General features: G+C 67.9%; 23 protein-coding genes and 7 pseudogenes. 16 read left to right on the top strand and 14 right to left on the bottom strand.

Translation table 11 applies throughout. The features are described from left to right. Nucleotides 1-551: 551 nt before the first annotated feature. The 3 genes from GQF42_RS46765 to GQF42_RS44145 all read right to left on the bottom strand — a co-directional run bounded on the left by GQF42_RS46765 (nucleotide 552) and on the right by GQF42_RS44145 (nucleotide 2,833). Nucleotides 552-752: a hypothetical protein gene (locus GQF42_RS46765; RefSeq protein WP_233273716.1), complete on the bottom strand. Its 201-nt coding sequence runs from the start codon at nucleotides 750-752 to the stop codon at nucleotides 552-554. A gap of 372 nt (nucleotides 753-1,124) precedes the next feature. Beyond that, nucleotides 1,125-1,601, bottom strand: a complete 477-nt coding sequence (locus tag GQF42_RS44150; RefSeq protein ID WP_158929469.1) for a hypothetical protein — start codon at nucleotides 1,599-1,601, stop codon at nucleotides 1,125-1,127. Nucleotides 1,602-1,765: 164 nt separating this feature from the next. After that, nucleotides 1,766-2,833 (bottom strand): aldo/keto reductase, encoded by a 1,068-nt coding sequence (locus GQF42_RS44145; protein WP_158929467.1) that lies wholly within the window; start codon nucleotides 2,831-2,833, stop codon nucleotides 1,766-1,768. A 147-nt stretch (nucleotides 2,834-2,980) separates the two neighbouring features. On the opposite strand from GQF42_RS44145, the gene GQF42_RS44140 reads away from it, so the two are divergent. The 5 genes and pseudogenes from GQF42_RS44140 (at nucleotide 2,981) to GQF42_RS44120 (ending at nucleotide 6,407) form a co-directional block, all read left to right on the top strand. Beyond that, entirely contained in the window at nucleotides 2,981-3,574 is a 594-nt protein-coding gene (locus GQF42_RS44140; protein ID WP_158929465.1) for a TetR/AcrR family transcriptional regulator, read from the top strand. Between the two features lie 46 nt (nucleotides 3,575-3,620). Continuing rightward, a complete protein-coding gene (locus GQF42_RS44135; RefSeq protein ID WP_158929463.1) occupies nucleotides 3,621-3,962 on the top strand; it encodes a hypothetical protein in 342 nt (113 codons plus the stop codon). Nucleotides 3,963-4,195: 233 nt separating this feature from the next. Continuing rightward, nucleotides 4,196-5,113, top strand: a pseudogene (locus GQF42_RS44130) (DUF6192 family protein). Nucleotides 5,114-5,115: 2 nt separating this feature from the next. Further along, a complete protein-coding gene (locus tag GQF42_RS44125; RefSeq protein WP_199273002.1) occupies nucleotides 5,116-5,526 on the top strand; it encodes a RacP protein in 411 nt (136 codons plus the stop codon). A 23-nt stretch (nucleotides 5,527-5,549) separates the two neighbouring features. After that, nucleotides 5,550-6,407 (top strand): IS5 family transposase, encoded by an 858-nt coding sequence (locus tag GQF42_RS44120; RefSeq protein WP_158929461.1) that lies wholly within the window; start codon nucleotides 5,550-5,552, stop codon nucleotides 6,405-6,407. 159 nt (nucleotides 6,408-6,566) lie between these two features. On the opposite strand, the gene GQF42_RS44115 is transcribed toward GQF42_RS44120, so the two are convergent. Next, entirely contained in the window at nucleotides 6,567-6,869 is a 303-nt protein-coding gene (locus tag GQF42_RS44115) for a gp53-like domain-containing protein (RefSeq protein ID WP_158929459.1), read from the bottom strand. A 577-nt stretch (nucleotides 6,870-7,446) separates the two neighbouring features. On the opposite strand from GQF42_RS44115, the gene GQF42_RS44110 reads away from it, so the two are divergent. Further along, a complete protein-coding gene (locus GQF42_RS44110; protein ID WP_158929457.1) occupies nucleotides 7,447-8,061 on the top strand; it encodes a hypothetical protein in 615 nt (204 codons plus the stop codon). Between the two features lie 46 nt (nucleotides 8,062-8,107). Here GQF42_RS44110 and GQF42_RS46760 read toward each other — a convergent pair. After that, a pseudogene (locus GQF42_RS46760) lies at nucleotides 8,108-8,820 on the bottom strand (helix-turn-helix domain-containing protein); the annotation flags it as partial. Between GQF42_RS46760 and GQF42_RS44100 the strand changes: the two are divergent. From GQF42_RS44100 to GQF42_RS44090, 3 genes and pseudogenes are all read left to right on the top strand, one after another. Then, nucleotides 8,793-9,425, top strand: a pseudogene (locus GQF42_RS44100) (transposase); the annotation flags it as partial. The pseudogenes GQF42_RS46760 and GQF42_RS44100 sit on opposite strands and share 28 nt — an antisense overlap. Next, nucleotides 9,422-9,844: a hypothetical protein gene (locus GQF42_RS44095; RefSeq protein ID WP_158929455.1), complete on the top strand. Its 423-nt coding sequence runs from the start codon at nucleotides 9,422-9,424 to the stop codon at nucleotides 9,842-9,844. The pseudogene GQF42_RS44100 and the gene GQF42_RS44095, both read left to right, overlap by 4 nt. 516 nt (nucleotides 9,845-10,360) lie before the next feature. Next, entirely contained in the window at nucleotides 10,361-10,651 is a 291-nt protein-coding gene (locus GQF42_RS44090; protein ID WP_158929453.1) for a hypothetical protein, read from the top strand. 244 nt (nucleotides 10,652-10,895) lie between these two features. On the opposite strand, the gene GQF42_RS44085 is transcribed toward GQF42_RS44090, so the two are convergent. Together GQF42_RS44085 and GQF42_RS44080 are read right to left on the bottom strand one after the other, a co-directional pair. Continuing rightward, a complete protein-coding gene (locus GQF42_RS44085; protein WP_158929451.1) occupies nucleotides 10,896-11,801 on the bottom strand; it encodes a hypothetical protein in 906 nt (301 codons plus the stop codon). After that, nucleotides 11,798-12,208: a hypothetical protein gene (locus tag GQF42_RS44080; RefSeq protein ID WP_158929449.1), complete on the bottom strand. Its 411-nt coding sequence runs from the start codon at nucleotides 12,206-12,208 to the stop codon at nucleotides 11,798-11,800. Before GQF42_RS44080 ends, GQF42_RS44085 begins: the two co-directional genes overlap by 4 nt. Before the next feature lie 160 nt (nucleotides 12,209-12,368). On the opposite strand from GQF42_RS44080, the gene GQF42_RS44075 reads away from it, so the two are divergent. Continuing rightward, nucleotides 12,369-15,638 (top strand): CHAT domain-containing protein, encoded by a 3,270-nt coding sequence (locus GQF42_RS44075; RefSeq protein ID WP_158929447.1) that lies wholly within the window; start codon nucleotides 12,369-12,371, stop codon nucleotides 15,636-15,638. 185 nt (nucleotides 15,639-15,823) lie between these two features. Here GQF42_RS44075 and GQF42_RS46755 read toward each other — a convergent pair. After that, nucleotides 15,824-16,355, bottom strand: a pseudogene (locus GQF42_RS46755) (IS3 family transposase); the annotation flags it as partial. Between the two features lie 207 nt (nucleotides 16,356-16,562). Here GQF42_RS46755 and GQF42_RS44060 point away from each other — a divergent pair. Next, entirely contained in the window at nucleotides 16,563-17,126 is a 564-nt protein-coding gene (locus tag GQF42_RS44060; protein WP_158929443.1) for an ArsR/SmtB family transcription factor, read from the top strand. A 101-nt stretch (nucleotides 17,127-17,227) separates the two neighbouring features. Next, a complete protein-coding gene (locus GQF42_RS44055) occupies nucleotides 17,228-18,589 on the top strand; it encodes an alpha/beta hydrolase family protein (protein ID WP_233273713.1) in 1,362 nt (453 codons plus the stop codon). A gap of 111 nt (nucleotides 18,590-18,700) precedes the next feature. On the opposite strand, the pseudogene GQF42_RS44050 reads toward GQF42_RS44055, so the two are convergent. From GQF42_RS44050 to GQF42_RS44040, 4 genes and pseudogenes are all read right to left on the bottom strand, one after another. Then, a pseudogene (locus tag GQF42_RS44050) lies at nucleotides 18,701-19,521 on the bottom strand (IS701 family transposase). A 140-nt stretch (nucleotides 19,522-19,661) separates the two neighbouring features. After that, nucleotides 19,662-20,468 carry a transposase gene (locus GQF42_RS44045; RefSeq protein WP_158929439.1) on the bottom strand — a complete coding sequence of 269 codons (807 nt, stop codon included), beginning with the start codon at nucleotides 20,466-20,468 and terminating at the stop codon, nucleotides 19,662-19,664. A gap of 326 nt (nucleotides 20,469-20,794) precedes the next feature. After that, a pseudogene (locus GQF42_RS48025) lies at nucleotides 20,795-20,869 on the bottom strand (helix-turn-helix domain-containing protein); the annotation flags it as partial. Between the two features lie 78 nt (nucleotides 20,870-20,947). Next, on the bottom strand, nucleotides 20,948-21,493 hold the full coding sequence (locus tag GQF42_RS44040) for a hypothetical protein (protein ID WP_158929437.1): 546 nt from the start codon (nucleotides 21,491-21,493) through the stop codon (nucleotides 20,948-20,950). Between the two features lie 239 nt (nucleotides 21,494-21,732). Between GQF42_RS44040 and GQF42_RS44035 the strand changes: the two genes are divergently transcribed. The 4 genes from GQF42_RS44035 (at nucleotide 21,733) to GQF42_RS44020 (ending at nucleotide 24,969) form a co-directional block, all read left to right on the top strand. Next, a complete protein-coding gene (locus GQF42_RS44035) occupies nucleotides 21,733-22,275 on the top strand; it encodes a hypothetical protein (protein ID WP_158929435.1) in 543 nt (180 codons plus the stop codon). Between the two features lie 107 nt (nucleotides 22,276-22,382). Then, the gene (locus GQF42_RS44030; protein ID WP_158929433.1) at nucleotides 22,383-22,727 is read left to right on the top strand and encodes a DUF3147 family protein; all 345 of its coding nucleotides are present in this window, start codon (nucleotides 22,383-22,385) and stop codon (nucleotides 22,725-22,727) included. Then, the gene (locus GQF42_RS44025; protein ID WP_158929431.1) at nucleotides 22,724-23,194 is read left to right on the top strand and encodes a DUF3147 family protein; all 471 of its coding nucleotides are present in this window, start codon (nucleotides 22,724-22,726) and stop codon (nucleotides 23,192-23,194) included. The genes GQF42_RS44030 and GQF42_RS44025 overlap by 4 nt, the downstream gene beginning before the upstream one ends. Nucleotides 23,195-23,754: 560 nt before the next feature. Beyond that, the gene (locus GQF42_RS44020; RefSeq protein ID WP_158929429.1) at nucleotides 23,755-24,969 is read left to right on the top strand and encodes a glycosyltransferase 87 family protein; all 1,215 of its coding nucleotides are present in this window, start codon (nucleotides 23,755-23,757) and stop codon (nucleotides 24,967-24,969) included. Between the two features lie 111 nt (nucleotides 24,970-25,080). Here the strand turns inward: GQF42_RS44020 and GQF42_RS46750 are convergent, their stop codons facing one another. Both GQF42_RS46750 and GQF42_RS44010 read right to left on the bottom strand, forming a co-directional pair. Then, nucleotides 25,081-25,503, bottom strand: a complete 423-nt coding sequence (locus tag GQF42_RS46750) for a SpoIIE family protein phosphatase (RefSeq protein WP_233273712.1) — start codon at nucleotides 25,501-25,503, stop codon at nucleotides 25,081-25,083. A 627-nt stretch (nucleotides 25,504-26,130) separates the two neighbouring features. Beyond that, nucleotides 26,131-26,315: pseudogene (locus tag GQF42_RS44010) on the bottom strand (cold-shock protein); the annotation flags it as partial. Nucleotides 26,316-26,380 lie beyond the last annotated feature (65 nt).

The raw sequence follows: 26,380 nt of genomic DNA, 5'->3' as shown, positions 1-26,380 counted from the left end.
CTCGGACCGGATCACCTGAAATTCCTGGCGCCTCCGAGTCTCACTTGATCTGGTCGCTCCAGGTCTGAGCCGGTTCCGCGGACCAGATCCTCTGCGACGGGACAGCCTTCTCACCGATGTCTGAGCGCTGAGCGTGTCCTCGCCCTCGGTTGGCCGTCTGCCGCAGCAGCGAGCACAGTCAAGTGGGCCTGCCGGCTACGCACCGCACGCTCCAACTGCTCTACGTCCAAACTGGCACGTCGGTGGGCCGGGGTCCCTGGCCTGCTGCCTGCCAGCCACTCTCGGGCTTTGGCCAACGATGCTTCCCGAGCCGCAAGCCGACGCTGAACCGTCTCGATGCTTTGCATAGCACTCAGGATGGCGTACTGCCCCCCTCACGATGCGTTCTTCGGCTGATCTGGGCTGGTTGCTACTCAGCCTTCGGTGAGTACGCTCGATCTTGCTGCGAGAGGTGAGGTGGCCGGCCATCCATGCGTTGACGGCGACGTTGAGGATGACGGCGTACAGGTCTCCGCCGGTTTGGGCAAGCGCATCCGGCACGCCCGCCAGGATCAGGGCAAGCTCGGGGTGTTCCGCGGCGGCAGGGGCGCTTGCCCGACTTCCTCGTCGGGGCTGCTGTCTTCGAATGCCCGCACGCTCTGGGCGAGACTGTCGGCGAGCGCGGAGGCGTCGAAGTACCGCCAGGATGATCGCACCTGGATGCCGAGGTGGCCGGCCACGACTTGGACGTTGCGCTCGATGGTGTCCTCCACCGTCGCGGGAGTGAGGGTGACGCCCCGGCGTGCCGGTTCTGCGGGGGTCTCGGCGACGGCTTGTTGAACGCTTTGGCGTTCCGCACCACCGCACCGTAGGGACGCGGGGCTTGCCCGGGATGCCGTGCAGTGATGCTCGCGGGAAGCGGGCAGTTCAAGCGGAGCGGGCCAAGGAGGCCAGGAAGAGGGCGTCGGTCCGAAGCGGGCGCGGGCGGTGTCGGCTGCCTTCTCGAGCCGGCCGGCTTTGCCGTCGCTCGCCTCGAGGAGGAGTTGGCCCTCGAAACCCTGGCTGGATAGGCCGGAACGGCAGATACTCACAGCTCTCTTCGAGAATCCGCGTGTATCCGGGGTCGGGCTCGTACAGGAAGTCGCTCAGGTGTTGCGGTGCGTACAGAGACTCCGCCAGCACCACTCGACAGCCATCCAAGACAGGCGTTCCATCCACGGCTCCCACCGCTGGGCCTGCCGGTCGGCCAGGTCCAGTAGCACATGGACCCCCGGATCAGCCCGGTCGAGATCTTTGAGCAGTACGTCCCAGGAGCAGGCTCCCTGGTTCTCCTCCCGGAAAACCAACGCTTCGCTGCGCGCGTCGTTCGCCACCAGCGTCTCGCGTTCGTGCGCCTGTTCCGGTGGTGCCGAAGCGTGATGGTCGGAGTCCAAGAAGCGACCGCGTGCGGGTTCCGTCCATTCGAACACCAGGATTCTGCGAACCCGCACGCTTCCATGTTCGACCTCCTGGAGGCCGAGGGAACCGAACTCGTCGCCCTGCCCTACGCAGAGCGCCGGACGAAGCTCGAGCACCTCTTCGCCCGGGGCACGCCACCGGAATGCGTTCCAGAAGATGAACACGCCGCCAGCGCAAGGCAGGACAGCACCACCAGCGGAACGGCACGACCCAACACACTCATGACGACCCCCCACGGACGAGCAGCAGCTGAGCAGATGCTCCCCCACCCCTGCACCCGGCTGCTCTCCGAGCCCGGGCGCACAGGCGTACGCCCCTCTTGGCCGTGTCACTCTTCGGGGCTGTCGCGCTGAACGGCGGCGCGGCGGCGGCGCTTCGGGTCGGCCAGGACGTCGGCGCTGTAGCCGGCGTCGCCGGGGTTGAGGTTGGTGCCGGGCGCCACGATGTGGTCGATGCGGTCCAGCACGGCGGGCTCCAGGGTGACGTCCGCGGCGCTCAGCTGGTCGTTCAGATGCTCGGCGGTGCGGGGGCCGATGATCGCCGCGGTCACTGCGGGGTGCGTGGTGACGAACGCCAGTGCCAGCTGGATCAACGTCAGACCTGCTTCGTCGGCGATGCCGGCGAGTTCGGTTGCGGCGTCGAGCTTGACCTGGTTGGCCGGTATATCCAGGTCGTAGTGGGAGAGGGTGGTGCGGAAGGGCATGGTCCGGGTGCGGTGGCTGGACAGGTCGGCCGCGTCGCGGCGCCACAGGCCGGACAGCCAGCCCCCGGCCAGCGGGCTCCAGGCGAGCACCCCCATCCGGTACGTCTCGCAGGTGGGCAGCACGTCGGCCTCGATGCCCCGGGCCAGGAGGGAGTAGGGCGGCTGTTCGCAGACGAAGCGCTCGCGCTGTCGTCGCTCGGCGGTCCACTGCGCCTGCACGATCGTAGAGGGGGCGAATGTGGAGGACCCCGCATAGAGGATCTTGCCTGCGCGGACGAGATCGGAGAGCGCGCCCAGGGTCTCGTCGAGGTCGGTCGCGGCATCGGGCCGGTGCACCTGGTACAGGTCGATGTGATCGGTGCCCAGGCGGCGCAGGCTGTTCTCGCAGGCCCGGATGATCCAGCGCCGCGAGGCACCGCGCTCGTTGAGGCCTGGACCCATGGGGCTCGACACCTTGGTCGCCAGGACGACGTCGTCGCGCCGTGCGGCGATCGCCTTCCCGACGATACTCTCGGACTCGCCGCCCGAATACACGTCGGCCGTGTCGATGATGTTGACGCCCGCGTCGAGTGCCGTGCGGATGATGCCGATCGAGTCGTCGTGATCGGCGTTCCCCCACTGCCCGAACATCATCGCTCCCAGGCACAGCGAGCTGACCTGGACTCCCGTACTTCCCAGCATGCGGTACTGCATGGCGCGGTGGCCCTTCTGCGAGTGCGGCGGTGCGGTGGAACGGCCGACAGCAGCCTGCTACGGTCCCCAAGTAACCGGAGTCGGCTCCGTTTGTCCGCCACGTTAAGCGGAGCCGACTCCGCATGGCAAGCCGAGAGGAAGAACCCCATGCCTGATCCGTCCGGCCGGCCGATCCGGGCCGACGCACAGGCCAACGAGGACAAACTGCTCGCCGCAGCCGCCCTGGCCTTCGCCCGGGACGGCGCCGCCGCGACCCTGAAGCAGATCGCGAAGGACGCGGGCGTCGGGATCGCCACCTTGTACCGCCGCTTCCCGACCCGCGAGCAGCTCGTCGACGCCACCTACCGATACGAGACGGCCCGGCTGGCCGCCCGAACCCCGGACCTCCTGCGCCAACTGCCGGCCGACCGGGCCCTGCGGACGTGGATGTCCCAGGTGCTGGACTACCTCGCCGCCAAGCACGGCATGGCCGACACGCTCAAGACCCTCCTGCAAAACGACGAGCAACTGAGTTCGCAGACACGCGAGCAACTGACCCGCGCCGTCGAAGAGTTCCGTCTCGCCGGGATCAGCCAGGGGGTGATCCGGGAGGACGTACCCTCACCCGACATCCTCATGAGCCTGGCGGGAGTCACCCTCGCAGCCGGGGCCGCCCACCAACGCGAGCAGGCCGAGCGGCTGCTCGACCTGCTCATGGACGCCATCACGCGCCCGGACGGATGGCGCGGGACCACACCCTGATCCGGCGGATCACCGCGGACAACCCGACTCGGGGAAAGGCGGCAGGATGGCCGACGGGGACCGTGCCGATGGGCTCCTTGCGGTGATGGTCGGCCGTCTCGTGACCGCCGGCCTGCTCAAACGCCGCGGCCGTCCGCGCGCCGGCTCCACCCACATGCTCGCCGCGGTCCGCAGGCTCAACCGCGGCGAACTGGTCGCCGAGACCTTGCGCTGCGCGCTGGAGCAACTCGCAGTGCAGGCGGAGGAGTGGCTGGCCGGCCTCATCACGCCGCGGTGGGCCGTCCGCTACGACCGGCTGCCGCGCGGCCGGGAGGCGTTGATCGCTTATGTCCTGCAGGTCGGTGCCGACGGTACGCACATCCTTCAGAACCCATCTTTGAACCTCTGACGATCTCGTTCTCGCGCCTCGTTGGACGGCTTGATGCGCATCGGGCCCTCCAAGCAGTGGAGTCTCAGCGGTACGGCAGAGGGCTTTACGGAGAGCTTTCCGGTGCTCCACGCGCCGTGGTGGCACGCCTTTCGGGTGTGGGACGGCGTGCGGATTCTGCCCAGTACCGGGCGGGCCGGAGTTCCCTATTACGGCCACGTGGCCGTGCTCCGGCCTGGCAGGGGGTGGGCGCGATGCCGAGTACCGAGAAGGTCGGCAACGTCAGCTTGGGCCGGTACGAGCAGATCGTGGAGCGACTGCGCGAGGCGGCCGAGAAGTTGTCGAAGAGTTCGTTCATCATCGGCGACGGCGCGCTGGAAGTGGTCCCGATGCAGGAGCACGGCGGCCGGTCCGTGGGGGATGACCTGTTCGGGGTCTCCGCGTGGCTGCACCGGCTGTCGGAGGACATCGACGTTCCTTACAACACGATCAAGGAGTACCGGTGGGTGGCCAGCCGGTGGCCCGAGCGGCACCGGTGCCCAGGGGTGGCCTTCAGCACCCACCAGATCCTCGCCGCCATCTCGGATCCCGAGGAGCGCTGGGCGGCGATCAAGAACCCGCCGCTGGACGTGCGGACAGGCAAGCGGCGGTGGACTCCGGAGACGGCCCGGCAGAGGGTGGGCTACCACGGGCCGGGCCCCGAGACGGTGCAGGAGAAGATCGAGGCCGTGCACGACCTGGTCGCCGACGAGCAGGTCGCAGCCCAGGTGGCGACCGATCTTCTGCGACGCCCCTCGGTCGCCTTCAAGGCCATGACCGACAACACGGCTCGGCATCAGGTCAACCACGTCCAAGTCGAGCAGGCACGGCTGCTACGTGAGGCGGACGGGTAGCAACTCACCGGCTCGGTGGGCCCGTTCGAACCCGAGGTGCGGCGGATCAATCATGCGCTGGAGTTCTTGGACCTGGTCGGGGCCTGTCAGCGGTTCGTCGCGGCCACGGGCCGGATCGTGCCGGCGCTGCGGGAGCGGCGGTTGTCCGAGGACGAGCGCGAAACAGTGCACCGCAAGGTCGACCGGGTACGGGCCACCTGTGAGTGGATCATCACGGCCGTGGACACGGGCGAGGTCGATGTGGATGAGGAACTGGCGAAACTGATGCGAGGCGAGTAGCCGTGCCCCGGTCCCAGCGCCGGGGCGATGCGGCACGCGATCACGCGGAAGTGATCTGGCGGGTGCTCATGCAGGCCCGTCCGGCCGGGCTCCACATGCCCCAGCTGATGCGGGCCACCGAACTCACCCGCGGCCAGGTGGGCTCGGGGCTGGCGATGATGCGCGACACCATCACACAGAAGGGGTGGCCACCGGTGATCTACACCCGCGCGGACGGATACCAGTTCACCGCCGACCCCGATGACCTGGAGGCCTACGAGACGGCCCGGGTGCACGTGCTGCTCACCGAGGTCCGCCGCCTGATCACCGGCACCATCGCCCCGCACGCCGCCCTGGACCCGGACGACAAACGCCTGCGCCACATCGTCGCCCAGCTCAACTCCGTCGAGTCCACCCTCGACCTGATCGCCTGACAAAACGGGGGAGGCAGACTGCGATGCGGCGGCGCCGCTACCCCTCGGACACAACCGATCTTGAGTGGGCTCTCATCGAGCCGCTGCTGCCGGTGCCGGCCTGCCAGACCCCGCGCGGCGGCCGCCCGGAGACACATCCCCGACGCGAGATCGTCGACGCCCTGCGCTACCTCGTCGACACAGGATGCAAGTGGAGCGCGCTGCCGCAGGACTACCCGCCCTTCAAGACGATGTTCGGGTTCTTCGCCCGCTGGTCCGCGGCCGGGGTCTTCAACCTCATCCGCGACCAGCTGCGCCGCCGCATCCGGCGGACCATGGGGACGTCCCCGCACCCGGTGGCCGTGGTGATCGACTCCCAGTCCGTCAAGGTCGCCGCCACCGTCCCGCGCTCCACGTCCGGGTGTGACGCGGGGAAGAAGATCCCGGGCAGGAAGCGACATATTGTCGTGGACACCAAGGGCCTACAGCTGTTCGTGATGGTCACCCCGGCCGATATGCACGACAGTCAGGCGGCACGCGAAGTCCTCTTCCGACTGCGGCTGATGCATCCCGAGATCACCATCGTCTGGGCCGACCTGGCCTACGCCGGCACGCTCGTCGACTGGGCCAAGTCCTTCCTCCACCTGACCATCAAGACGGTGAGCCGACCCAAGGACGCCAAGGGATTCGTGGTTCTGCCGCGCAGGTGGGTCGTGGAGAGGTCACTCGCGTGGCTGCTTCACGCCCGCCGGAACGCGCGGGACTACGAGACCTTGCCGCAGCACTCCGAGGCGATGCTCACCCTCGCGGCCATCACCCTGATGACCCGCCGGCTCACCCGGCAACCCATCTACCCCGATGCCGCAGTGCCCCGTCCAGAGGCTGCACTTCGAGCCGCTTGACCCCGGTTACCTCGCGGAGCGTGGGCGGCTCCGCTGCCAGTGACTGCTCCCTGAACACGGGGCAGGTCATTGAGCATGTCTCCCTAATGAAAATCAGTTCAGCACCTGGCCGCCTCAGACCTCGATATCTCCCGGCGCCGGAGGCGGCAGGTCGTGCTGTCAGACCGTGGTGGCCAGCCACCCGACGGTCTCGCTGGTGTGGAGGCCGTCGCTGCGGACGTTGGCGTTGACGTTGACCTCGTTGAAGCGGATCAGGAATCCTTCGTTGTTGACGTCGGCCAGGCGGATGCCGGGCGTCTCCGGGCCGTTGAACGTCTGCGTCTGCGCGAGCACGATCACCTGGGACCCATTGGGGAACGGGGTGGGGAAGGTGACACGGGTGAACGTGGAGGTGTTCCCGCCCTGCGTCGCGATGGGCTGGTCCGACGACAGGTCGACCTTGCCGGTCTGAATCATTGACATGTGCGACCCCTTGCGATTTCGGATACAGACAGTCACGGATCAGTGACTATCCGCCTCATCCCCGGAGTGGTATTCACCCATTCGCCCGTCACTCCATTGGATGATCGCAGTTGAGTCAGCATGCTCCTATATGCCGGTGAGTCAACGGGCTTTGAGATTGATGGGTGAGGCGTATGTGCGCCCACCCGCCACAAGAAGGGCGCGCAACCCCGCCGTGCCGGATCGCGCAACCGGCTCAGAAGTTACCCTCATCCCGGCCCGGAGCCCGGCTACACGACTCGACGCATTCGGCGGGACGTCATCATCGCCCCAGACGCTCCACCGCTCCGCGAGGTTCAAAGATGGGTTCTCAGGCCATCCACCGCGACGACGCGCCACCCCCGCTGCGGGACCTGCCGGCCGTGCAGGTCCTGCGGCAGGTATGGGTTCAGCAGTACTGGTATGACGCGGAAGGCCAACTGGGCTCGCGGGGGCCGAAGTCCACTCGCGACCGGGCCCGTCGACGGAAGACCGAACAACGCAATACCGGCAAGACCTCCGCCGACGACAGGACCGATCCGGCCACTGCACAAGTGCCGTGGTCGAGTCCGGAGATGGCTACTCCGCACGATCCCGAAGCCGCTACAGCCAGAAGATCACCGCCGCCGGGCAGCCCGACTGGATCGGCGACCGCGACCACCAGAGCGAGACATGCGACGACACCGGACCGAACGTGATCGTCCAGGTGGTCACCCGGCCGGCCACGGAACAGGACATCGACGCCCTGGACCGCATCCACCAAGGCGTCACCGCGCAGGGGTTCCGCCCCCTCGATCATGTCGTGGACGGCAGCTACAGCACGCCTGACAGCATCCATCACTCCGCCGAGAGGTGGGACATCACGCTCCTTGGGCCGGTCCGTGACGTTCCGAAGGCCGCCGAGCGCCCCGGCCTCACGAAGAAGGACTTTCGCATCGACTGGCAGGCCAGCACCCTGACCTGCCCGAACGGTGTGACCAGCCCACCGTGGAAACCCACGCTGGGCGACGGACGGTCGGACTGGGGCTGGTGGCCAACGCCGGTCCGGTGGGCGGTCAGAACTGTGACGGTGCTTTGTTCCCGCAAAGCCCCTATCGGGACACGTCCACCGGGCCGATGCCGGCAAGTGCTGCACGGAGACGGGAAGCCGACAGTTCTACTCCAAGGCAACTGAGGCCAGTTGTCACACGGGGCAGGCTTACCGCCCCCGGCAGCACTCCATGATCCTCACAGTTGTCACAGACGATCTCGATCCGGACCTGGGCCGGGTAGAGGGTGCGCAGGCAGCGGCAGAACTCCAGGAACTGGGTGCGCTTCTTGATTGGCCTGATGTGGCCGTAGAGCTTGTCCCGGGCCAGGTCCAGGGCGGCGAAGAGGTGGCGCGCACCGCCGTAGCGGTTGTAGGCGGCCCTCCACCTGCGGCGCGGTTCCCGGTCGGGGTCCTTGTGCATGCTCCCGCGTTCTGCCCACTGACGGCCGGGGTGCGGCATCAGGTTGAGCGGCCCGAACTCGTCCATGCAGAAGGCCACTTCGGGCTCGCCGTCCTCCGGTATGACCTCGCCGTCAGCGATCGAGCAGAGGTGCTCGACCCGGGCCTTCTTGGCCTCGTAGTCCGGATCACGGGAGGTCTTCCAGGTCTTCAGGCGTTGAAAGGAGACGCCTTCCTCGCGGAGCGAGATGCGCAGGCCCTCGTGGCTGATGTCGTCGACCACCCCCTCGGCAACAGAAAGTCCGCCAGCTTGGTCAGGCTCCAGGCGGAGAACGGCAGGTCGCGCCCGGTCGGCTTCGACTTCGCGAGCTTCTTGATCTCGCGCCGCTCGGGCAGCGTGAAGGTCTTCGGCCGGCCGCCCTTATACTTCGGGTACAGCGAGTCGAAGCCGTCCGTGTTGAAGTTGTGGATCACATCCCCCGCCCGGAGCGGTGAAGTACTACTTCTACCTCTGGCGCGACGAGGGCACCGACCAGGACATCCACGACCTGCTGCGCTGGCAGCTGCGGGAGACGCGGAAACGATTAGCCGACCCGAGCCTGGTAGTCCTGGACACGCAGAGCATCCACGCCGCCGTCGGAGTCCCGGTCACGACGACGGGCCGGGATCCCGCGAAGAAGGTGCCGGGCAGGAAGAGATGCCTGGCCGTGGACGTGTTGGGGCTCGTCGTCGCGGTCGTCGTGCTCGCGGCGTCCGCACATGAGAACACCGCCGGCATCGCACTGCTGGACCAGGTCGCCGGGCAGAGCGGCACGGTGAAGAAGGCGCTGGTCGACCAGGGCTTCAAGAAGAAGGTGGTCGAGCACGGCACGAACGTGGGCATCCACGTCGAGTTCGTCGAACGCAACCCGACCGACAAGGGCTTCGTTCCGCAGTCCCGGCGGTGGATCGTGGAGCAGACGAACGGGATCCTGATGTTCTACCGCCGCCTCGTACGCGACTACGAACACCGGCCCGCCTCCTCCCGCTCCCGTGTCCTGCGGGCGATGACCTCCGTCATGAGCCGCCGCCCCACCGGAGCCCCCCTCGCCTCCTGGAGGACCGCATGAGCGAGAACTCACAGGTCACAGCCATCCTGGAACACATCGAGGCCCGCGAGCGCGAACTGGCCTGCCAGGCCGTGCAGTTCCGGGCCCGCATCGAAGAACTCACCCGACAGCTCCGCGAGGCCGACGCGGAGAACGAGAACCTGCGCATCACCCGCAAGACCCTCCTCGCCCTCCCCATGCCCTCACCCGCCGCTGAGCCGGAGCGCCCTGACGTCCCGGACCACCCCGCCTACCAGCAGATCCTCACCGCCCTGACCGACGCGGGCCGGCCGATGCGCGCCCGCGACCTCTGCCAGGCCCTCGACCTGCCGATCCTCCCGGAGAACACCGAAGGCATCCGCTCCAAACTGAAACGCCTAGTCAGCCGCGGCATCCTCATCGAACCCGAACCCGGCTTGTTCGCCCGCCCCGGCGCCTGAGGACCAGCCCCGCCCCGGGACCAGCATTCCTTCCCCAACCTCAACTACGAAACGGACAAGAGCTCACGTTCCGCACTCTCGGAAAGCCACCACCACCCCAACTCACACCCCACCCACCACACCAACTACCAACCCCGGAAGCACAGTTGAGATTCCCAGCCCGGAATGATCATCCTTTCGGGTGATCCGGCTGGTCGCCGACCGTGGACATGCCGGGCTGGTCGCCGTGAGCGAGCACAAGCCCACTCAGTTGGATGCGGGTGCACCTGTCTGCCCGCGGCGAAGCGCCCATCAGACTGGCCAGCCCAGTATCCCGCCGCATGCCGCCGACCCCGAGCCCTCCCAGTGGCGCGAAGTGTCCGATCTGCCGCGGCACTGTCCCCATGCCACTCGCGGCTGCTTCCAGGAGCCGTCACCAACAGCCCTGGAATTGAGGTCAATTGGGAACCACGAGTAGCAAGGCCATCACGATACTGTGGACCTGCTCGCCCTTATGGCCACAGAAAGTTGTATGCGATGAAGGTGTACAAGATCATAGTGATCCACAACGGTGAGGCACCCCGGCCCGATGAGGTTCAGGCGATTGCCGACTACGTACAGAACAACTTGGGGCACGACACCGCAGGTGCCGGGCTCACCGTGTCTCGGACTCTTGCTTCGGTCCCGGACAACGACCTGATGATGGCGATCTTGGTCAGGATGGACGCGGAGGGAGAGCTTCCCGGCGGGGACATCTCCAAGGCTTTCTTGCAGGAGCTGAACACCACGAAAGGAAAGGTCGTCCTGGGGATCGTGCCTCGGGCGTAGGCCCCTCCGCTGCAGCAGAGTTGGGTTCGCAACCGTCGCAACACGCCCTGAGCTGCAAAGGCACGAATCGCCTCGTTCGTCGATCGAGACTGAGCGAGCGGGCCAGAACGCCCGGTTGCGTCGGCATGAACGCCGTTCCGCGGCCTGGGTGTCGGCTGCGTCTCGACGAGCGTCAAGGCACGAACAGGCTTCCACCCATTAGGCACCCGACAGCTCACGCCGTTACTGCCCAGTGATCTGGGGGTTAAGGCGTCGGTCTGAGCCGTTCCAGGATGCGAGTGCCCAGCAGTCTGACGTCGTCCGGGCGTTCCGCCCCGAGCTTCTCGGCAAGGTCCCCCAGATGCAGGTCGACCGCGGTGTCCACTACGTCGGCGAGACGGTCCGCGGTCGGCTTCGCTCGGATACGGCACGCGAGGAACGCGGCTGAGGCGACGATGGCTGCAGGCCACCACAGCGAGGCGGCGGCGGCATACATCACGCCCCACCCGGCGAGGCGAGCGCTCGCGGCATAGTCGGCTCGGGCCGACGCGATAGTGGCCTGGAGCTGCTCCGGAAGGACGGCGTGGAGGCGTGGCCAGACCAGGTGCAGGTCACTGAGGCCATACAGCTCCTCCGTTCGCCGGGCCGTCGCGCCGAAGCGCTCCGCGATCCGGGTCGTGCAGGTCGGCCATGCCGGTCCGATGCGATGAAGGCGCCTTCGGAGGAGGGCGATCCTGCCCTCGTGACGTGATTCCCCGGCGGTCTCGCCGGGCGGCAGGGCACTGGCCCGGATCGCTGCCCTCAAACGGTCCGCTGCCTTCTGCCACCGCTTCCTGCGCCTTCGCAACAGCCACCTCGCGGGAGGCTGATGGGATGGCCACGTCCAAAACATCTGGACAGCCGATCCAAGAGCGTCAGCGAGCAGCCCCGCGGCTGCAGATGCCAGCGACACTCCGACGGCGACCAACACGCCGACAAGAGCCGAGTGGGCCGTCGACCGCGTGGTGAGATCGTTCAGTTCTGCCGCGAGGTACGGAGGACTCAGCGCTCTGCGCTGCCCCGACAGCAGCCCGACGGCCATGGCGGCCGTGAAAAAGAGGCCCGGTAGCAGCAACACCTGCACCCAACGATCGGCGGCCTTCGAGCCCAACGCCGCGAAGAGACTCGTCACCGTGGGTGAATCCTGTACGGCCTCATCCGGCTGTCGCCAGCGACGCAGGCGGGAGATCCGGCGGTCTCCTCCGGCAGCACGACGCGGGGACAGCGCGCCAAGGGGCACGTCCATCCGACGGTGGTGGGCCTCGCGGTCATGCCGGGCGGCAAGGTGGACTCCGCGGTAGGAGTGAGGAAGGACCGCGTGCTCAGACTGCCGAGCCCCACGCTGCGCAGTACCCGTTCGATCTCATCGACGAGGTCGGCGATCCGCTCGGGCCGAGGGTCGTCCGCGGAACCTATCGCTTCGAGCAGGGAGGCCAGCTCGGCTCCGCCGCCGCCGTCCTCGATGATCCGCCTCAGCTGCGGCCTGTCGCTCAGTTGCGCACACAGGACCGCTACGCGCTCCCATACGGGGTGCCCCATGCTGTTCCCCTCCCGGCAGCCCCGGTGCATCGCTCGGGGCGCTCATGCAACGGATGTCCCGCTAAAAGCTACACCGCCCAGTCGGAGGGCTCGTAGCATCGAACGTGGTCGGCGCATCAGTTCCTGCGGCAGCGAACTTCAGGAGATGTAGGTCACGGTGATGGACCGTCAGGAGAACTTGCAGGAACTCTATTCCACTGCGATGGGCTTGCTGACGGCATACGACGAGTCCGGGCGGCAACAGGACCTCATGTCCGGGATGGGACTCCTACGCAAGGCGATCGGATTCCTGGCGCCAGGTGATCCCAGGCGGGGACTGTTGCTGGGGAACTACGCCGTGGCACTGCAGAAGCTGTACGAGGAGACGGGGGACGTTCACGATCTCGAACAGGCGGTCTCCGTCGCCGGTACCGCGACGTCCGAGGTCCCTCGCGACCACCCGGCTCGTATTGCGTTCGTGGGGGACCACGTCAATGTGCTCCGCAAGCTCTACGAACGGACAGGTCACGCCGCCGACCTTGAGAAGGCCGTGGAAATCGGAGAGCGGGCGGCACGGCAACTCCCGGAGCATCCGGGCCCCGCGAACGGTGGTTTCCTGAACAACCTGGCGATCGCGCTGCGGTGTGACTTCGAGCGAACCGGAGATCTCGACGCGTTGCGCAGGTCCGCTCACTATGCGCGTAAGGCGGTGGCGGCGGCGCCGGCCGAGGCGCCACAGAGAACGGAGGCACTCCTGTCGCTGGGTGTCACGTTGCAGGAACTCGGCAAGCGGACCGGTGACGACAGCGCTCTGCGAGAGGCGGTGGCCTGCGGCCGCGAGGCAGTGACCACAGCCCACAACGAGTCGCTTCGTGCCACCGCCCTCGACGATCTGGGAATCGCGTTGCACATGTCCTTCGAACGCACCGGTGAGCTCAGCGAGATCCAGGAGGCCGTGGAGTGCGGCCGTCAAGCGGTGGCCGATGGCGTCCGGAGACACCGAGAGCCCACCTTTCTCGTCAACCTGAGCGTCTCGTTGAACGCCCTTGCCGAACGCACCGGATCACTGGACGCGCTCGAAGAGGCGGTGGACACGGCCAGAAGAGCGGTGGCTCAGGGGTCACCGGACCAGACCGACCACGGGGTGTTCCTCGATACCCTGAACAACACGTTACGCACGCGCTATCGACGCAGCGGTGACATGGCCTCCTTGGAGGAGGCGGTGGAGGTCGGCAGGCTGGCGGTCGCCGCAACCCCGCCCGGCCACGCCGATCACCACGGGTCGAAGAACAACCTCGCTCTCAGCCTGCGATCGCTCCACACGCGGACTCGTCACCGCGGTGCGCTCGCGGAAGCCGTCGAGCTGACACGCGACGTCGTAGTGGCCACGGACGGACAGGCGAGCCACGGCCTCTACCTGTACAACCTGAGTGGCCTCCTCGGCGAGCTGTACGGGGAGGAAGGGGATCTCGGCACGCTACGGGAAGCCGTCAGCGTGGCCCGTGCGGCGTCACGGGCCACACCGCCCGACCACCCCGATCAGGCACGCCGACTCGGAATGCTGGGTCAGCGACTGGTCCAGCTCTTCGAAGCGACTCGGGACCGGACGCTCCTGGTGGCGGCGTCTGACGCACTCAACGCAGCGGTGCGGAGCACGCCCGGCGATCATCCCCTGCGGACGTCGTATGTGTACGACCTTGCCGGAGCGCTCAAGTTCCGGGCCGAGGAGAGTCGTTCCGTCGATCTCCTCGAGGAGGCCCGTGCCTGTTACCGCGAGGTCGCGGAGCAGGCCGCGGCCTCGACACTGAACCGAATCCTGGCGTATCGGGAACTCTCCCTGCTGACCATTGACGCCGGCCGTCCGGCCGAGGCGCTGCAATGGATCGAACGGGCGGTGGACCTGCTGGAGATGCTGGCTCCGGGCACTCTGCAACGCGATGACCGCCAGTTCCGACTGGCTCAGCTGAACAGCAGCATCTCCGGTGACGCCGTTGCGGTAGCCCTGCACGCCGGTGATCCGGTCAGGGCGATCGAGCTTCTGGAGCGCACCCGCGGGACCCTGGCCGCCGACACCGTCGGCGTGCGGGGGCCGGACCACGTCAGGCTGCGGAAACACGCGCCCGATCTGGCCCGACGTCTGGACCAGCTCCGATTCCTCCTGGACAACCTGGACAGCGCTCAGTCCGCCCAGGCCACGGACGACGTCTCTCCTGGCCGACGTCGGGATCACGGCATTGCCCAGCAGGTCGCGATCGAACGGCAACAGGCCTACGAAGAATGGCAACGTCTTGTGGCGCAGGCACGGGCGCTGCCTGGCTTCCACACCTATCTCAGGCCGGGGATCGAGCAACTGTCGCAGAACGTTCCCGAAGACGGCGTGGTGGTCTTCATCACGACGAGCAGCGCGCGGTGCGACGCACTAGTCGCCACGGGCGATCCAGGACAACCGGTCCTTGTGGTGCCCTTGGAGGGCCTCACTCAAGAACGTGCGTACGAGCAGGTCAATCGGCTGATCGACGCACGGCTGCTGGCTGCCGACAACCAGCACGATCCCCTTGACCGTATCGCTGCCCAACAGGAGATCCTCACGGTCCTGACCTGGTTGTGGCACACCGTCACCAACCCCGTACTCACCCGGCTCGGCCATGTCGCCACGCCTCAGGACGACGACCGCAAGCCACGCGTCTGGTGGTGCCCGGTAGGGGGCATGGCGCCGCTTCCGTTCCATGCCGCGGGCGACTACTCGCGGGCCGGGGCCGTCACCGGAGGAAGCTCGGTGCTCGACCGGGTCGTCTCGTCGTACACCACTACGCTGCGCTCGCTTGAACGGAACAGCGCGATGCCGGTGGCGCACTCTGATTCCTCGACGGTGATCGTCCCGGTTCCCGACGTACCAGGAGCCCCACTCCGCGGAGTCACACGGGAGGTGCAGTCGCTGTCCGCAGTGCTTCCGGACGCGCGTGTGCTCGCTTCTCCCACGCGGGGTGCCGTCCTCAGCGCGTTGCCGAACCATCGGATCGCCCACTTCGCCTGCCACGGTTACGCCGACATCGCACGCCCCAGTGAGAGCCGGCTCATCCTCACCGATTACGTGACCGACCCCCTGACGGTCGCAGACATAAGCCGACTGCAACTCTCAGCCGAGCTGGCCTTCCTCTCGGCGTGTGACACGACGGTCACCCCGTCCAGACTGGCCGACGAAGCCGTGCACATCACCGGGGCCTTCCAGCTGGCGGGATTCCGTCAGGTCATCGGGACACTGTGGGCTGTGGACGACCAGGTAGAGGCGGATCTCGCCATCGACTTCTACCACCGGCTCACCAACGGCGGCACCACGGCGCCCGAGACCGCCCGCGCGCCGTACGCGCTTCACAGGGCGGTCCGGAAGCTGCGCGCTCAGTATCCGAAATCGCCGATGCTCTGGGCGGCTCAGGTACACGTTGGTGCGTGAGCACGCGGTTCTCACCGCTCTGGCGCGTAGTGAGCGGTGAACAGGTGGAGCTGAGCCTGAATGGGGACGTCGGGTGGCAGCGTGTTGTTCCGCGTGCTCACCGCGGTCAGCCTACCGTCGCGGCACACCCGGAATCGGTCGCCCGGGTCGCCCACCCGGAAAGTGGACACCAGTTCGTATGGTTGTGCGGCGAGTGTCAGGGTAGCTGATCGCTGCTCGTAGGCGACGGGGCTGAGCTGCTCGTTCGCCGAGTGACGGCGTCTGGTGTTGTAGTGCGTCAGCCATCTGAAGACGCGGCGCCGGCAGGCGCCGGGGCCGCCGAAGCGGCGGGCGCCTTGGAGCGTCTCGCGTGTCAGGGAGGCGTGGAAGGACTCGCAGGCGGCGTTGTCCGCCCTGGTGCCGGCAGCACCCATGGACTGAGTGACGCCCAACTCGGCGCACAAGGTAACGAATTGGCGGGACCTACGCTCCATGGTCGCTGTGGAAGATGGCGCCGCCCAGGGTGCCGCGGGTGGAGGCGGCCATCGTCAGCACGTCGGCGATCAGGTCGGTGCGCATGTGATCGGCGATCGACCAGCCCACGATCCGGCGGGAGAAGCAGTCCAGGACCGTCGCGAGATAGAGATGCTCGCCGTCGCCGACCGGCAGCTACATCACGTCGCCCATGTACATCAGGTTCGGCGCGTCAGCGGTGAAGTCCCGGTTGAACAGGTCCGGAGGCCTGACCTGGCCCGCGAACCGAACTCCGCACGGACGGCGCACCCACACGCGTCACACCACGGTCCTATCGGACCGGCATCCACACCCGGGGCTTGATCGCAACAGAAGACAGTCCTGGTCGGCGATGTGCAGCAAGTCAGTGGCTCGGTCCGAGAGTTGCAAGGACTCCTTGCAACTACCCTTTGCAACTCTTACCCTTCGGGCATGGCCGAACAACCTCCTGCCCAAGAGATCACCGATGTCGAGGCACTACGCGCCTTCGCGCACCCGATGCGGCAGAAGATCGAGCAATGCCTACGCCGGGGGCCCGCCAACTCTGCCGCGCTGGCACGTGAACTGGGCGAGAGCACGGGGCTGGTCAGCTACCACCTGCGGCAGCTGGCCAAGCACGGCTTCGTCGAGGAGGTCCCTGAGCTGGCGAAAGGGCGGGAGCGGTGGTGGCGGGCAGTGCCAGGGGACCGGCGGTTCCCGCCGTACAGCCGGCAGACGCCGCAGATGCGCGAGGCACTGACCGAGATGCATCGGCTCAACCTCGCCGAACTGATCGACTCGGCCCGGCGGTTCGAGGAGGCGCGCGACACGCTGGGCCCCTGGGCCGACGCGGCGCTCTTCTCGCGCGCCTCTCTCCGGGTCGACCCAGACCAACTCCGCGCGTTCTTCGAGGAGTACATCACGCTCCTCTACCGGTACTCGGCCCCGGAGCATGGGGACGCACCCGAGGCGCGGACCGTGCTCGTCCGGCTGCTCGGAATTCCCGAGACCAACTGACCGCGCAGCCCGACCGACAACGAAGGGGGACGCAAGCCATGCTGCTCTCTGCTACGTCCGCATCATCCATACGCACCGTACTGGCCCTTTTATCCGGGGCGTTGGCCGGCGCCCTCCTCCTGCTGGCCGCGCCCAGGGCGTATGCCGACGGGGACGGGCTGGTCCGCCAGCAGGTCACCTTCCGGGGCGGCGGCGGGCTCGTCCTGCACGGCACCGTCCTCAGCAAGAACGGAGCACCTGGCCCGGAACCGGGCATCGTACTCGTCGGCGGCTCGGGCCCCGGGCCCCGGAAGGAGTACCGGCAGGAGGCCGAGGCATTCGCGCGGGCCGGGATCACCACGCTGGTCTACGACAAGCGGACCGTCGGCTACTCCCGGCTCCACACAGACTTCGGCCTGCTGGCCGACGACGCACTCGCCGGAGTGCGGTTGTTGCAGTCCAACAGCGGGGTGAACCCACACCAGGTCGGGCTGTGGGGGTTCAGCGAGGGGGGCTGGGTGGCGCCGCTGGCCGCATCGCGCTTGCCCGACGTCGCGTTCATCGTCACCATCGGCGGCTCCGGCTACGACCCGCTGCGTACCCAGGTCTGGAACCTCAGCACTCATCTGCGCCACCAGGGGGTGGGCGGATCGTTCCGTCGCACCGTGGCCGGCCCCGCCGCCCAGTTCATGGCATCGACCGGTCTGTTCCCCTCGGCCGGCTACGACCCCGTACCGGTGCTGGAGCAGCTCCACCGAACGCCGGTGCTGGCGCTGTGGGGCGAGCACGACACGCAGGTGCCGCCCCAGGAGAGCGCACAGATCTTCCGCGAGGCCCTGGCCCGTGCGGGAAACCAGCACGCCGTCATCGGCTTCGTCGCCAGCGGTGCGCACAACGGGCACCGCACGTCGGACGGGTTCGACCGGATCGGCGGCCCGCTCTTCCACGGCAAGAAGCTGGGGGAATTGGCCCCGCGCTATGCGCAGACCATGACCTCATGGGTGCAGGCCGTCGCGGCCGGCCACCCACCGGCGTCAAGCGCCGCCCCCGCACCCGGACAGACACTCGCCACCACCCCCGTACCCGACCACGCCTGGTACGCCTGGCTCACCCCGGCGCTGCTGCTCCTCGGCTTCGCCGCCTACCCGATCAGTGCCCTCCTGCGCCGGGGCCCGGTCCTGCGCCCGGCGCGGTGGTTGGCCGGGCTCGGCCTGCTGGCGGTCATGGCAACGGTGGCCTGCCCGCTTGCCGTTTTCGTGGCAGGCATCAGTACGGCGGCGCCCGTTGTGTGGGGCCATCCGGCCGTGTGGCTGATGGTGCAGGGGCTCGCCGTCGCCGTGGTGGTGTCCGCCGGCGTCTCCGCAGCCGCACTCTGGCGCCGACGGCCGACGCCGAGCCGGGCGGCCTGGCTACGCCTGGCCCCGGTCGGGCTGGCCGCGGTCGGATTCGTACCGTGGGCAATGTGGTGGGGTGTTGCCACTTGAACCTCACACCGGGATGGGCCCGAGTCCCGCCCAGCCCGCTTCCGTGAGCCCTAGTAGGACTCCGTTAGGTCGAGGTAGATCTTGCTGGGTGGTGTCTGGTCCGGGGTCGCGTCAGGGGCTGGTGGCATGTTGTGCACAGGCCGGTCCAGCAGTGCAGCACGTCTTGGAGGGCGTCGAGGATCTGGTAGAGGGTGAGGCCGGTGTGTGAGCTTTTGGGGCCAGGCGCTGTTCAGTGAGGAAGGCGTGGGCGGCGGTGACGAGGGTGACGTGGTGGTGCCAGCCGTTCCAGGAGCGGCCCTCGAAGTGGTCCAGGCCCAGGCGTTCTGGCCGTAGCCGGCGTCTGCCACCAGCACCGGCGGGGTCAGGTCCCATCTGGCCGGCTCATCGATGGTGTCCAATGCCAGTCGCCACTTCTCCCGGTGGCCGATGTCCTCGGGAATCCCGGTCTTGCGCCGCCGCTCGACATCACCGGCCCATTCTTCGGGCATGAACAGGCGCCATTGCAGCGGGCACGACGCGGTGTCCGTGACCGCGTGCACGCTCACCGCGACCTGGCAGTTGGCCTGTTTGCCCAGCGCTCCGCAGTACTGGTGGGCGACAGCGACCGACATACTGCCGTCCTTGGGAAACGACACGTCGTCCACCGCCCAGGCGTCCGGGCCAATCAGCGGCACCATCCGCTGTGCGATCCGTCGGCGCACCGGCACCGGATCCCACGGCGACTGGTTCACGAACTGCTGCAGGTTCTGCTCGTTGCCGTCAGGCAGCTGCGAGGCCATGGCCTGGATGGACTTGCGGCGACCATCCATCATCAGGCCCCGCAGATAGCAGTCGCCCTTGGCCCGCTGGTCCTTCCGCGGCACCGAGGCGAACACCTCAGCCACGAATAACGCCAACTTCGCCCGAACTCGGTTCACTTCATGTGCGTCCACACACCCACCATGACGCTCAACACGAGCGACAGACAGACCTAACGGAGTCCTACTACCCGCCGTTGAAACTGCGACCAAGTGAGGGAGACGAGCAGAGGCGGCCATTCAGGGTTATGGCAGCGATCTCATGAAAGCCGAGGTCAGGGCCGTGCCAGGATGCGAGCTCGCACGAGCGCGAAGGACGCGCGACTGTACATGCTTCTCTTGAGGAGCTTGACTCTGCAGACATGTCCTTCGACTACGCCCGAGCTGTAGGCGAGGATAAGTCCAGCGGTCACGGCGTCAAGGTCCTGACGGAGGAAGCCGGCGAAAGACCGGATCGACGGCTGACCGCACTGTTCGCCCTGGCGGATCGACTCAGTGAGCAGATGACCCCGGCGGTTTCGGACCAGGTCGGTGAAGGCACGGGCGATGTTGCACGCTTCGGTGATGTCCGGGAAGGCCAGCCGGACGCGTTCCAACTCAACGGCTTGACGAGGTGAGAGCTTTTCGCGTAGCCGCATGATCCATCCGCTGATGGTGCGTGGGCTCGGGATCGGTTCGGGGGCAGGAACGGCGGTGCCGTCGCGCAGTGTTCGCACGTAGCGGGAGAGCGTCGAGTAGCCGCCGGAGAAGCCGCGTTCGCAAATCTGGCCGTACAACTCTTTGGCATTGGTGTGACCGGCGGCAAACTGGGCTTGGAGGCAGGACTTGAAGCGGTCGAGGGCACATTCCGTCGGTCGCGGGCTGAGTCGAGCAGAACCTGCGCCAGGGGCGACTTCCTTGACTGCACGGGTGTAGGCGCTTGCCCGATCCCGGCACACGACCTCGGCAACGGCATGGTCACGGAGCCAAGTGGCCAGCGTCTCGGAACTCCGGTCTGGCAGGACGTCGACGAGCTGATGGGTTTCCACGTCGACGAGGATCGTTCCATAGCGACGGCCGCGGCCGAAGGCGAACTCGTGCACGCCAAGCACGCGGGGGGATCGGCCGGGGCACGGCCGGAGCATGCAGATGTCCGAGGAGCCGCATCCGGCCTGCTGGAGCCGAGAGTTTCCGGCACAGCCGTGCCCCGGGCCGTCCACCCAGCTCGGCCGCCACGGAACGAAGCACGAAGCACAGGCTTGAGCTGGCCCTCTGGTGGGGGTCGCTCGCACCGTCGACCTGCTCAACGAGCGTCCTCCGTTGGCAGGTTGGGGTATCGCAGAAGAACCGGCGGACGGTCAGCCGAACCAGTACCGACGGGACAGTCGTCCAGCTGACGACCATAGCTTGCTGTGGACCCGGCGGGATGCGACGCTTCGTAGCGGATCCGCTCACGAAACCGCCGCCGCTCCGCGGTCAGTCCGCCACCCTGCGCGTACCGCATACCACCGGCCTACCGCAGGGATCACCACACGTCACCACCCCCGACACCAACCCGAAGAGATCAGTAGCGGCGGGCACGTCAGGTCGTGCTCCGGCCCTCGCGTTCGGGGGATCCGTGCGGGTAGTCGGTGGGGAGCCATTCGCCGACGCTGAACAGGCGGCTGCGGAGCAGGTCGCTGTCGGGCTTCAGGAGGCGGCTCGGGGTGTGCTCGTCCAGGTCGAGCCAGGACCGCACCATGCGGTCGTCGTCGGGCTGGTTGAGGTTGGCGATGACGCAGGTCAGTGCGCCCTGCAGGACGTGAGTGCCGGCGGCGGGGGTCCACACCCTGAGCGTGACCGGGGCGAACAGGGCGACCCGGGTGATGATGTACCGGGTCTCCGGCACCGGGTCATCCCAGTCGAGGTGGGTGTCCGCGAGGGGATACGGCGGGCCGGTGATCGCCAGTCGTTCCAGCACGGTCCCGGGATCGTACGCTTCGAGGGCGCACTGGGCCTGGCCGCACAGAAGCTCGAACGGGTTGCCGAGGAATCGGGCGAACAGATCGAGGGATTGGTATCTGCGGACGAATGCCGCGAAGTGGCCCTCGCTGGCTATCCCGGCGACGCCGTTGGGGGTTTCGGCCATGGTGAGCGGGCTTGCCCTTCCGCCGTGCGAGGGTGGAGGTCATCTGCGAGTGCGGTGGGACGGGGGCCCTCGGCGACTCCGACTGCGGCACTTTCTCACGCCTGATCATCATGGGCAACGCTGCCGGAAAGGTACGGCTCGCCCCCCCAGGCACGGACTTCCGCGTGTGGTACACCACGTGGCCAGCATCGCTGCAGATCTCAAACACGGTCTGACATGTGTGTGCTGCCCCGGAGCGCATGTCCGGCGTCTCGGAGAGCCGACGCCTGTCGGTCGACCAGACGATCATCGCGCAGGCCGCGAATCCGGCCCCGAGGAGGCTGGAGCCGGTCCAGCCGCGGGACGAAGGCCCGCAGGACCAAGAGAAGGATGACTCCTTCCGTGACCGGCAGCCGGGGCGTCGGTGTGGGCTGGAATCCGCGGCCGACCGCGTCGGTCAGGCCCACGGCCACGAGCGCGAGAATCGCGATGACGAACGCGTACGTGGGTGCGGCGAAGACAGCACCCGCCTGGCGTACTCCGCGCAGGTTGCCCACCAGCAGGACGACGATCACCGCCAGGCGTCGGGGTGGCCACCGAGGTCTGGATCCACCGGCAGCGCGGACCGTCACACCTCGGGGTCCTCCAGCACCTGGCCCCACTCGCGTCCGACGCGACCCAGGATCTTCAGATCTCGGTCACTGAGCTTCGGCAACAGGGCATCCGAACTCGGCGCACTCGCGGCGGGGGCGTCCGTGCTGTCGTTCTCGTTCCTGCTGCCGATGTCCGTATCCGAAGACTGATCAGGCCCGGCTTCGATGTGGATCGCGTACCCCGATACCCGGAGAGTGACCACTGCCTGACGGCGTGGTCGATTGCCATACGGCGTGCCGGGGCTCAGGTTGTACCGGTGAAGTCCTTGCTGGAGATCTTCTTGAAGGCTTTCGTGGGGGGCTTGCTCGTCGTGGCTTTCGCCTTGTTGGCGGAAACCATCGAGCCCAAGCGGCTGGCCGGCGTCTTCGCCGCCGCGCCCTCGGTCGCTTTGGCCGGTCTGATCCTGACGGTCGTGTTCAAGGGGAACCACGAAGCCATGGACGCGGCCAGGGGCATGCTCGCCGGAGCGCCGGCCTTCACCGTGTTCTGCCTCGTCGACGCGCCGGCCTTGGGAAGGCTCGGAGCCAAGTGCGGCTCGGCGGTGGCACTTCTCGTGTGGGGCGCGGTAGCGGCCGCCGTCGCCTTTGCGGTGGCCACATGAGCAGCGCGGCGAGGAACGAAGGCAGTCGCGAGCGGCCGCAGAACACCGACCGGGTACGGGTGGAACCGCGCAGGGCCCGGGAGATGCCACACAAGGACCTGCTCGTCCGGTTCGGGTTCGGAGCGGGCGTGTCACTGCTGGCGGCTGTCGTGTCAAAAGTGTTCGGCCCGTTCATCGGCGGGGTCTTCCTCGCCTTTCCCGCCGTCCTGCTGGCCAGTCTGACTCTCGTGGCCAAGGAGGAGGGCCTGCGCAGTGCCCGCGACGACGCCCGCGGCGCCACCCTGGGCACCCTCGGGCTCCTTGCGTTCGCCCTGACCACCTCCGTTCTCCTGCGCCACCACCCGGCGTGGCTGGCTCTGACGGTCGCAACGGCAGCCTGGACCGTGGTGTCGCTCGGCGCCTACGCCACCGTCCGCGCGGCAGGAGCGGGAGGAGACGAAACCGGACCCGAAAGACCACGTGCATAGGGCACCCCAGGACCGCTCCGCCGGGCGATCAGCGGCCGACGCGCGTCTGTACCTGGATGTGGGAGCCCATGATGGCGGTGCGGTCCCGGGGAGGCCGACGTACTCGGCGGCGTCGGCCGTGATGCAGGAGGTCGCGACGAACAGGCGCTTGCGCCGGGCGGCCATCGTCGGGGCCTTCCCACGCCGCAGCTCGAACTTCGACAGGAAGCAGAACGCCCGTTCGAGGCTCAACGGCCCTTAGGTGTGGGGCGGGGTGAGCAGGGCACAGGGCCAGGGTGCTGGGCACGTCCGGTGTCTCCATGTAGCCGAACCGGGCGTGGCGATCTGGCGGATGCGCAGTGGGAGCGGCGGGAGCCGTCCGTGCACTCTCCAGCAGGCTGCGACATGCCGCTGCTGGCGTAAAGGCGCGGCGCAGGCCATTCAGTCGGTCACGCTGGCGCGCGTTGGTCACGGTCGCGTCAGGAGACCTCTGGGTGCACAGATCGCATGAGTGGCTGTTTGAGCGGATCCATCGGGGGCGGCTGAATGCCGTAGCCGCAGGACGCAGGACCGTAACGTGAGTGACGAGCCACGCCGGATGGTGCCTGACCGTCTCGATCGCCCTGCACGTCCTGGCCATCAGCGCCTTCCCTCCCACGCCTCTTGATCTGCGTGTCTATCGCGATGCCTCTCCGCTCCTCCTCACCGGCGGTCTGTACGACTACCACCTGCACACAGCCCCGCCCATCCCCTCGCTGGTGTTCACCTATCCGCCGTTCGCCGCCCTGGCGTTCCTGCCGTTGGCACAACTGCCGTGGACGGTCGCGGTCTGGCTGTGGCAAGCAGCATCCGTGACCGCCTTGTTCGCCATCAGCGCCTGCACCGCACGTCTGCTGTCCGTCCGCACTCCGCGCCCCGCCAGGCCCCGTGCCATGCTCTGGACAGCCGCCGGCCTGTGGCTCGAACCTGTCCGACACACGCTCGACCAAGGCCAGATCAACCTGCTCCTGGGCGCCCTGGCGCTGGGCGCCCTGACCGTACTTCGTACGGCCGCAGGCCGGGGAGCGGCCGTCGGACTGGCCGCCGCGGTCAAACTCACGCCGGGCATCGGCGGACTGTACTTCCTGGCGACCCGGCAATGGCGCACGGCGGCATGGGCTCTGACCGCTGCTTGCGCAGCCACAGCGCTCGCCTGGCACGTCGCCCCGCGCGAGTCGGCGAGGTACTGGACCACCCTGGTGACCGACACCCAACGCATCGGCCCCGTGTGGTCCGTACGCAACCAGTCCCTGCGCGGAGCACTCAGCAGGCTCCTCGGCCACGATGCCACCCTCTCCCCGGCCTGGTGGCCTGCCCTCGCAGCGATCACCGCCCTTGCAGCCTTCGCCCTACTCCAGGCCGCCAGACGCCACGACCTCCTTGGCATCCTGATCACCGCTGAACTGTACGGACTGCTGGCATGCCCGATTTCCTGGAGCCATCACTGGATCTGGTGCCTGCCCACCATGATCTGGCTCGCCCACGACACCAGACGGCATCAGCTGCTCAGCCGCGTCACGCTCGCAGCGTGGATCCTCGCGACAGCCACACGCCTCGTACCGCTGCTGATCCGCTGGGAGGACAGCCTGCACCACACCCACCCGTATCCAGTCCTGCTGGCCTGGCCCGGCACGGCCTATGCCGCATGCGCTGTGCTGAGTTTTCTCGCCGTCAGCACCGACCCCGCACACGCCCACAGCCGCGAGTGCGGCCGCGCCGCGAAGCCCCCGCAGACCGCCCAGTGGTACCCAAGGTGAGACGGAGCCCTCGCAGTCGTGCACGACAGAGACTCACGTCGAAGGACGTCGGCCGGCGACGCCAAGAACTGTGACCGGAAGGATCCTCCACCCGGCTCGGCCCACGGCGGGCTACCCCAGCAGGGCCGTACATCGTCGAGGCGTCCGCCAGCCTGGGCGAGAAGATCGCGCCGGATGTGATGCAGAAGCGTCTCGGGGCCGGCGTCGGTCGACTGAGCTGCCCGTTCCGTGAAGGTAGAACCCGCCGACAGGGTCGCGGGCCTCGATGACGCCGTCGGCATACAGCAGGAGGATGTCCCCCACCTCGAAGGAAAAGACATCGAGGGTGTAGTCCTGCGGCCCAGTGCTGCCGGCCCCCAGCGGGGGCGCGGGGTGCAGGAGAACGGTGATCGCTTCGCCCGGTCTGAGCAACAGTGACGGAGGGTGGCCGCAGCTGGTCAGCCGGATGTGGGGCCTCGTCGGGGATCTCCAGCAGCAAAGTGGAGGCAACGCATTCCCCGGCCTCGTCCTGGCTTCGAAGTCGGCCGGCGACACTCTGTTCCAGCCCAGCGGCCAGCGCCGGCAGCGTAGTGTGCGGCCTCGCCGATGGCGGGCAGGCTCTTGCCCCGCACGTCACCGAACATGATGCGGGTCCGTGCTCGGTGCGGATGGCCGCGTACAGATCGCCGGCGACCTGGGCCTCGTCCTCGGCCGCCAGATACAGGCAGGCGACTTGCAGCGGCCCGATCCGGTCCGGCACGGCGACGGCGACGGCAGGACATGCTGCGCGGCCTCGAACACCGATCGCGCCTGGGCCGATTGCCGACTGGGGCGCTCACGCATCGCACTCAAGAACACGACCAAGACCGAGAGCACCGCGAGGGCAGGGATTGCCAGCAACGCATGGCTGGACTGCCGCGGCTGCCGCAGACCGGCGAAACACTGCTGGGCTGCCGCGTCTCCACCCTGCACCCCCTCGCAAGTGACCGCGAGCCCAGACATCAGCACAGCATCCCCGCCGACGCGCGGCCCGTAGTTGCGCGTTCTCCTGCGTGGTCGTTCCGGGTGTCTGGTGGTCCCGCGGACCCATTCGCACCCTGCGCGCGACCGCCAGCCGTGCGGGGCGGCACCGGACCGGACAGCCGCCCCGCTCGCCCGGTCAGCCCCGGACAATGCTCTCGGCTGCGGACCCGTGTGGCCCTGGCCGATGCCGAAGGTGACGCACTCGCCCTCGGTCAGCTCGCGGTACCCCACTCCCCCGCCCTTGATCTCGGAGTAGTGCGCGAAACGTCCGGGCCCCCGCCGTCCTGCGCGATGAACCCATAACCCTTTTCCGGGTTGAACCATGCCGCTGGCCATACGGCCAAACGCCCCTGCAACCGCACAAGCCTGAGACCGCACTACCCGCAACGCCACGTCCATCCGACCGCAC

This window comes from Streptomyces broussonetiae (assembly GCF_009796285.1).
GTDB classification, from domain to species: domain Bacteria; phylum Actinomycetota; class Actinomycetes; order Streptomycetales; family Streptomycetaceae; genus Streptomyces; species Streptomyces broussonetiae.
The sequence above is the reverse complement of the archived record's forward strand: the minus strand, read 5'-3'. Positions and strand labels throughout refer to the sequence as shown.

Excerpts from the sequence above, each read along its gene's own strand:
- GQF42_RS44145 (WP_158929467.1), bottom strand. The coding sequence starts at position 2,833 with ATGCAGTACCGCATGCTGGGAAGTACGGGAGTCCAGGTCAGCTCGCTG.
- GQF42_RS44140 (WP_158929465.1), top strand. The coding sequence starts at position 2,981 with ATGCCTGATCCGTCCGGCCGGCCGATCCGGGCCGACGCACAGGCCAAC.
- GQF42_RS44135 (WP_158929463.1), top strand. The coding sequence starts at position 3,621 with ATGGCCGACGGGGACCGTGCCGATGGGCTCCTTGCGGTGATGGTCGGC.
- GQF42_RS44120 (WP_158929461.1), top strand. The coding sequence starts at position 5,550 with ATGCGGCGGCGCCGCTACCCCTCGGACACAACCGATCTTGAGTGGGCT.
- GQF42_RS44115 (WP_158929459.1), bottom strand. The coding sequence starts at position 6,869 with ATGTCAATGATTCAGACCGGCAAGGTCGACCTGTCGTCGGACCAGCCC.
- GQF42_RS44095 (WP_158929455.1), top strand. The coding sequence starts at position 9,422 with ATGAGCGAGAACTCACAGGTCACAGCCATCCTGGAACACATCGAGGCC.
- GQF42_RS44090 (WP_158929453.1), top strand. The coding sequence starts at position 10,361 with ATGAAGGTGTACAAGATCATAGTGATCCACAACGGTGAGGCACCCCGG.
- GQF42_RS44080 (WP_158929449.1), bottom strand. The coding sequence starts at position 12,208 with ATGGGGCACCCCGTATGGGAGCGCGTAGCGGTCCTGTGTGCGCAACTG.
- GQF42_RS44075 (WP_158929447.1), top strand. The coding sequence starts at position 12,369 with ATGGACCGTCAGGAGAACTTGCAGGAACTCTATTCCACTGCGATGGGC.
- GQF42_RS44060 (WP_158929443.1), top strand. The coding sequence starts at position 16,563 with ATGGCCGAACAACCTCCTGCCCAAGAGATCACCGATGTCGAGGCACTA.
- GQF42_RS44040 (WP_158929437.1), bottom strand. The coding sequence starts at position 21,493 with ATGGCCGAAACCCCCAACGGCGTCGCCGGGATAGCCAGCGAGGGCCAC.
- GQF42_RS44035 (WP_158929435.1), top strand. The coding sequence starts at position 21,733 with ATGTCCGGCGTCTCGGAGAGCCGACGCCTGTCGGTCGACCAGACGATC.
- GQF42_RS44025 (WP_158929431.1), top strand. The coding sequence starts at position 22,724 with ATGAGCAGCGCGGCGAGGAACGAAGGCAGTCGCGAGCGGCCGCAGAAC.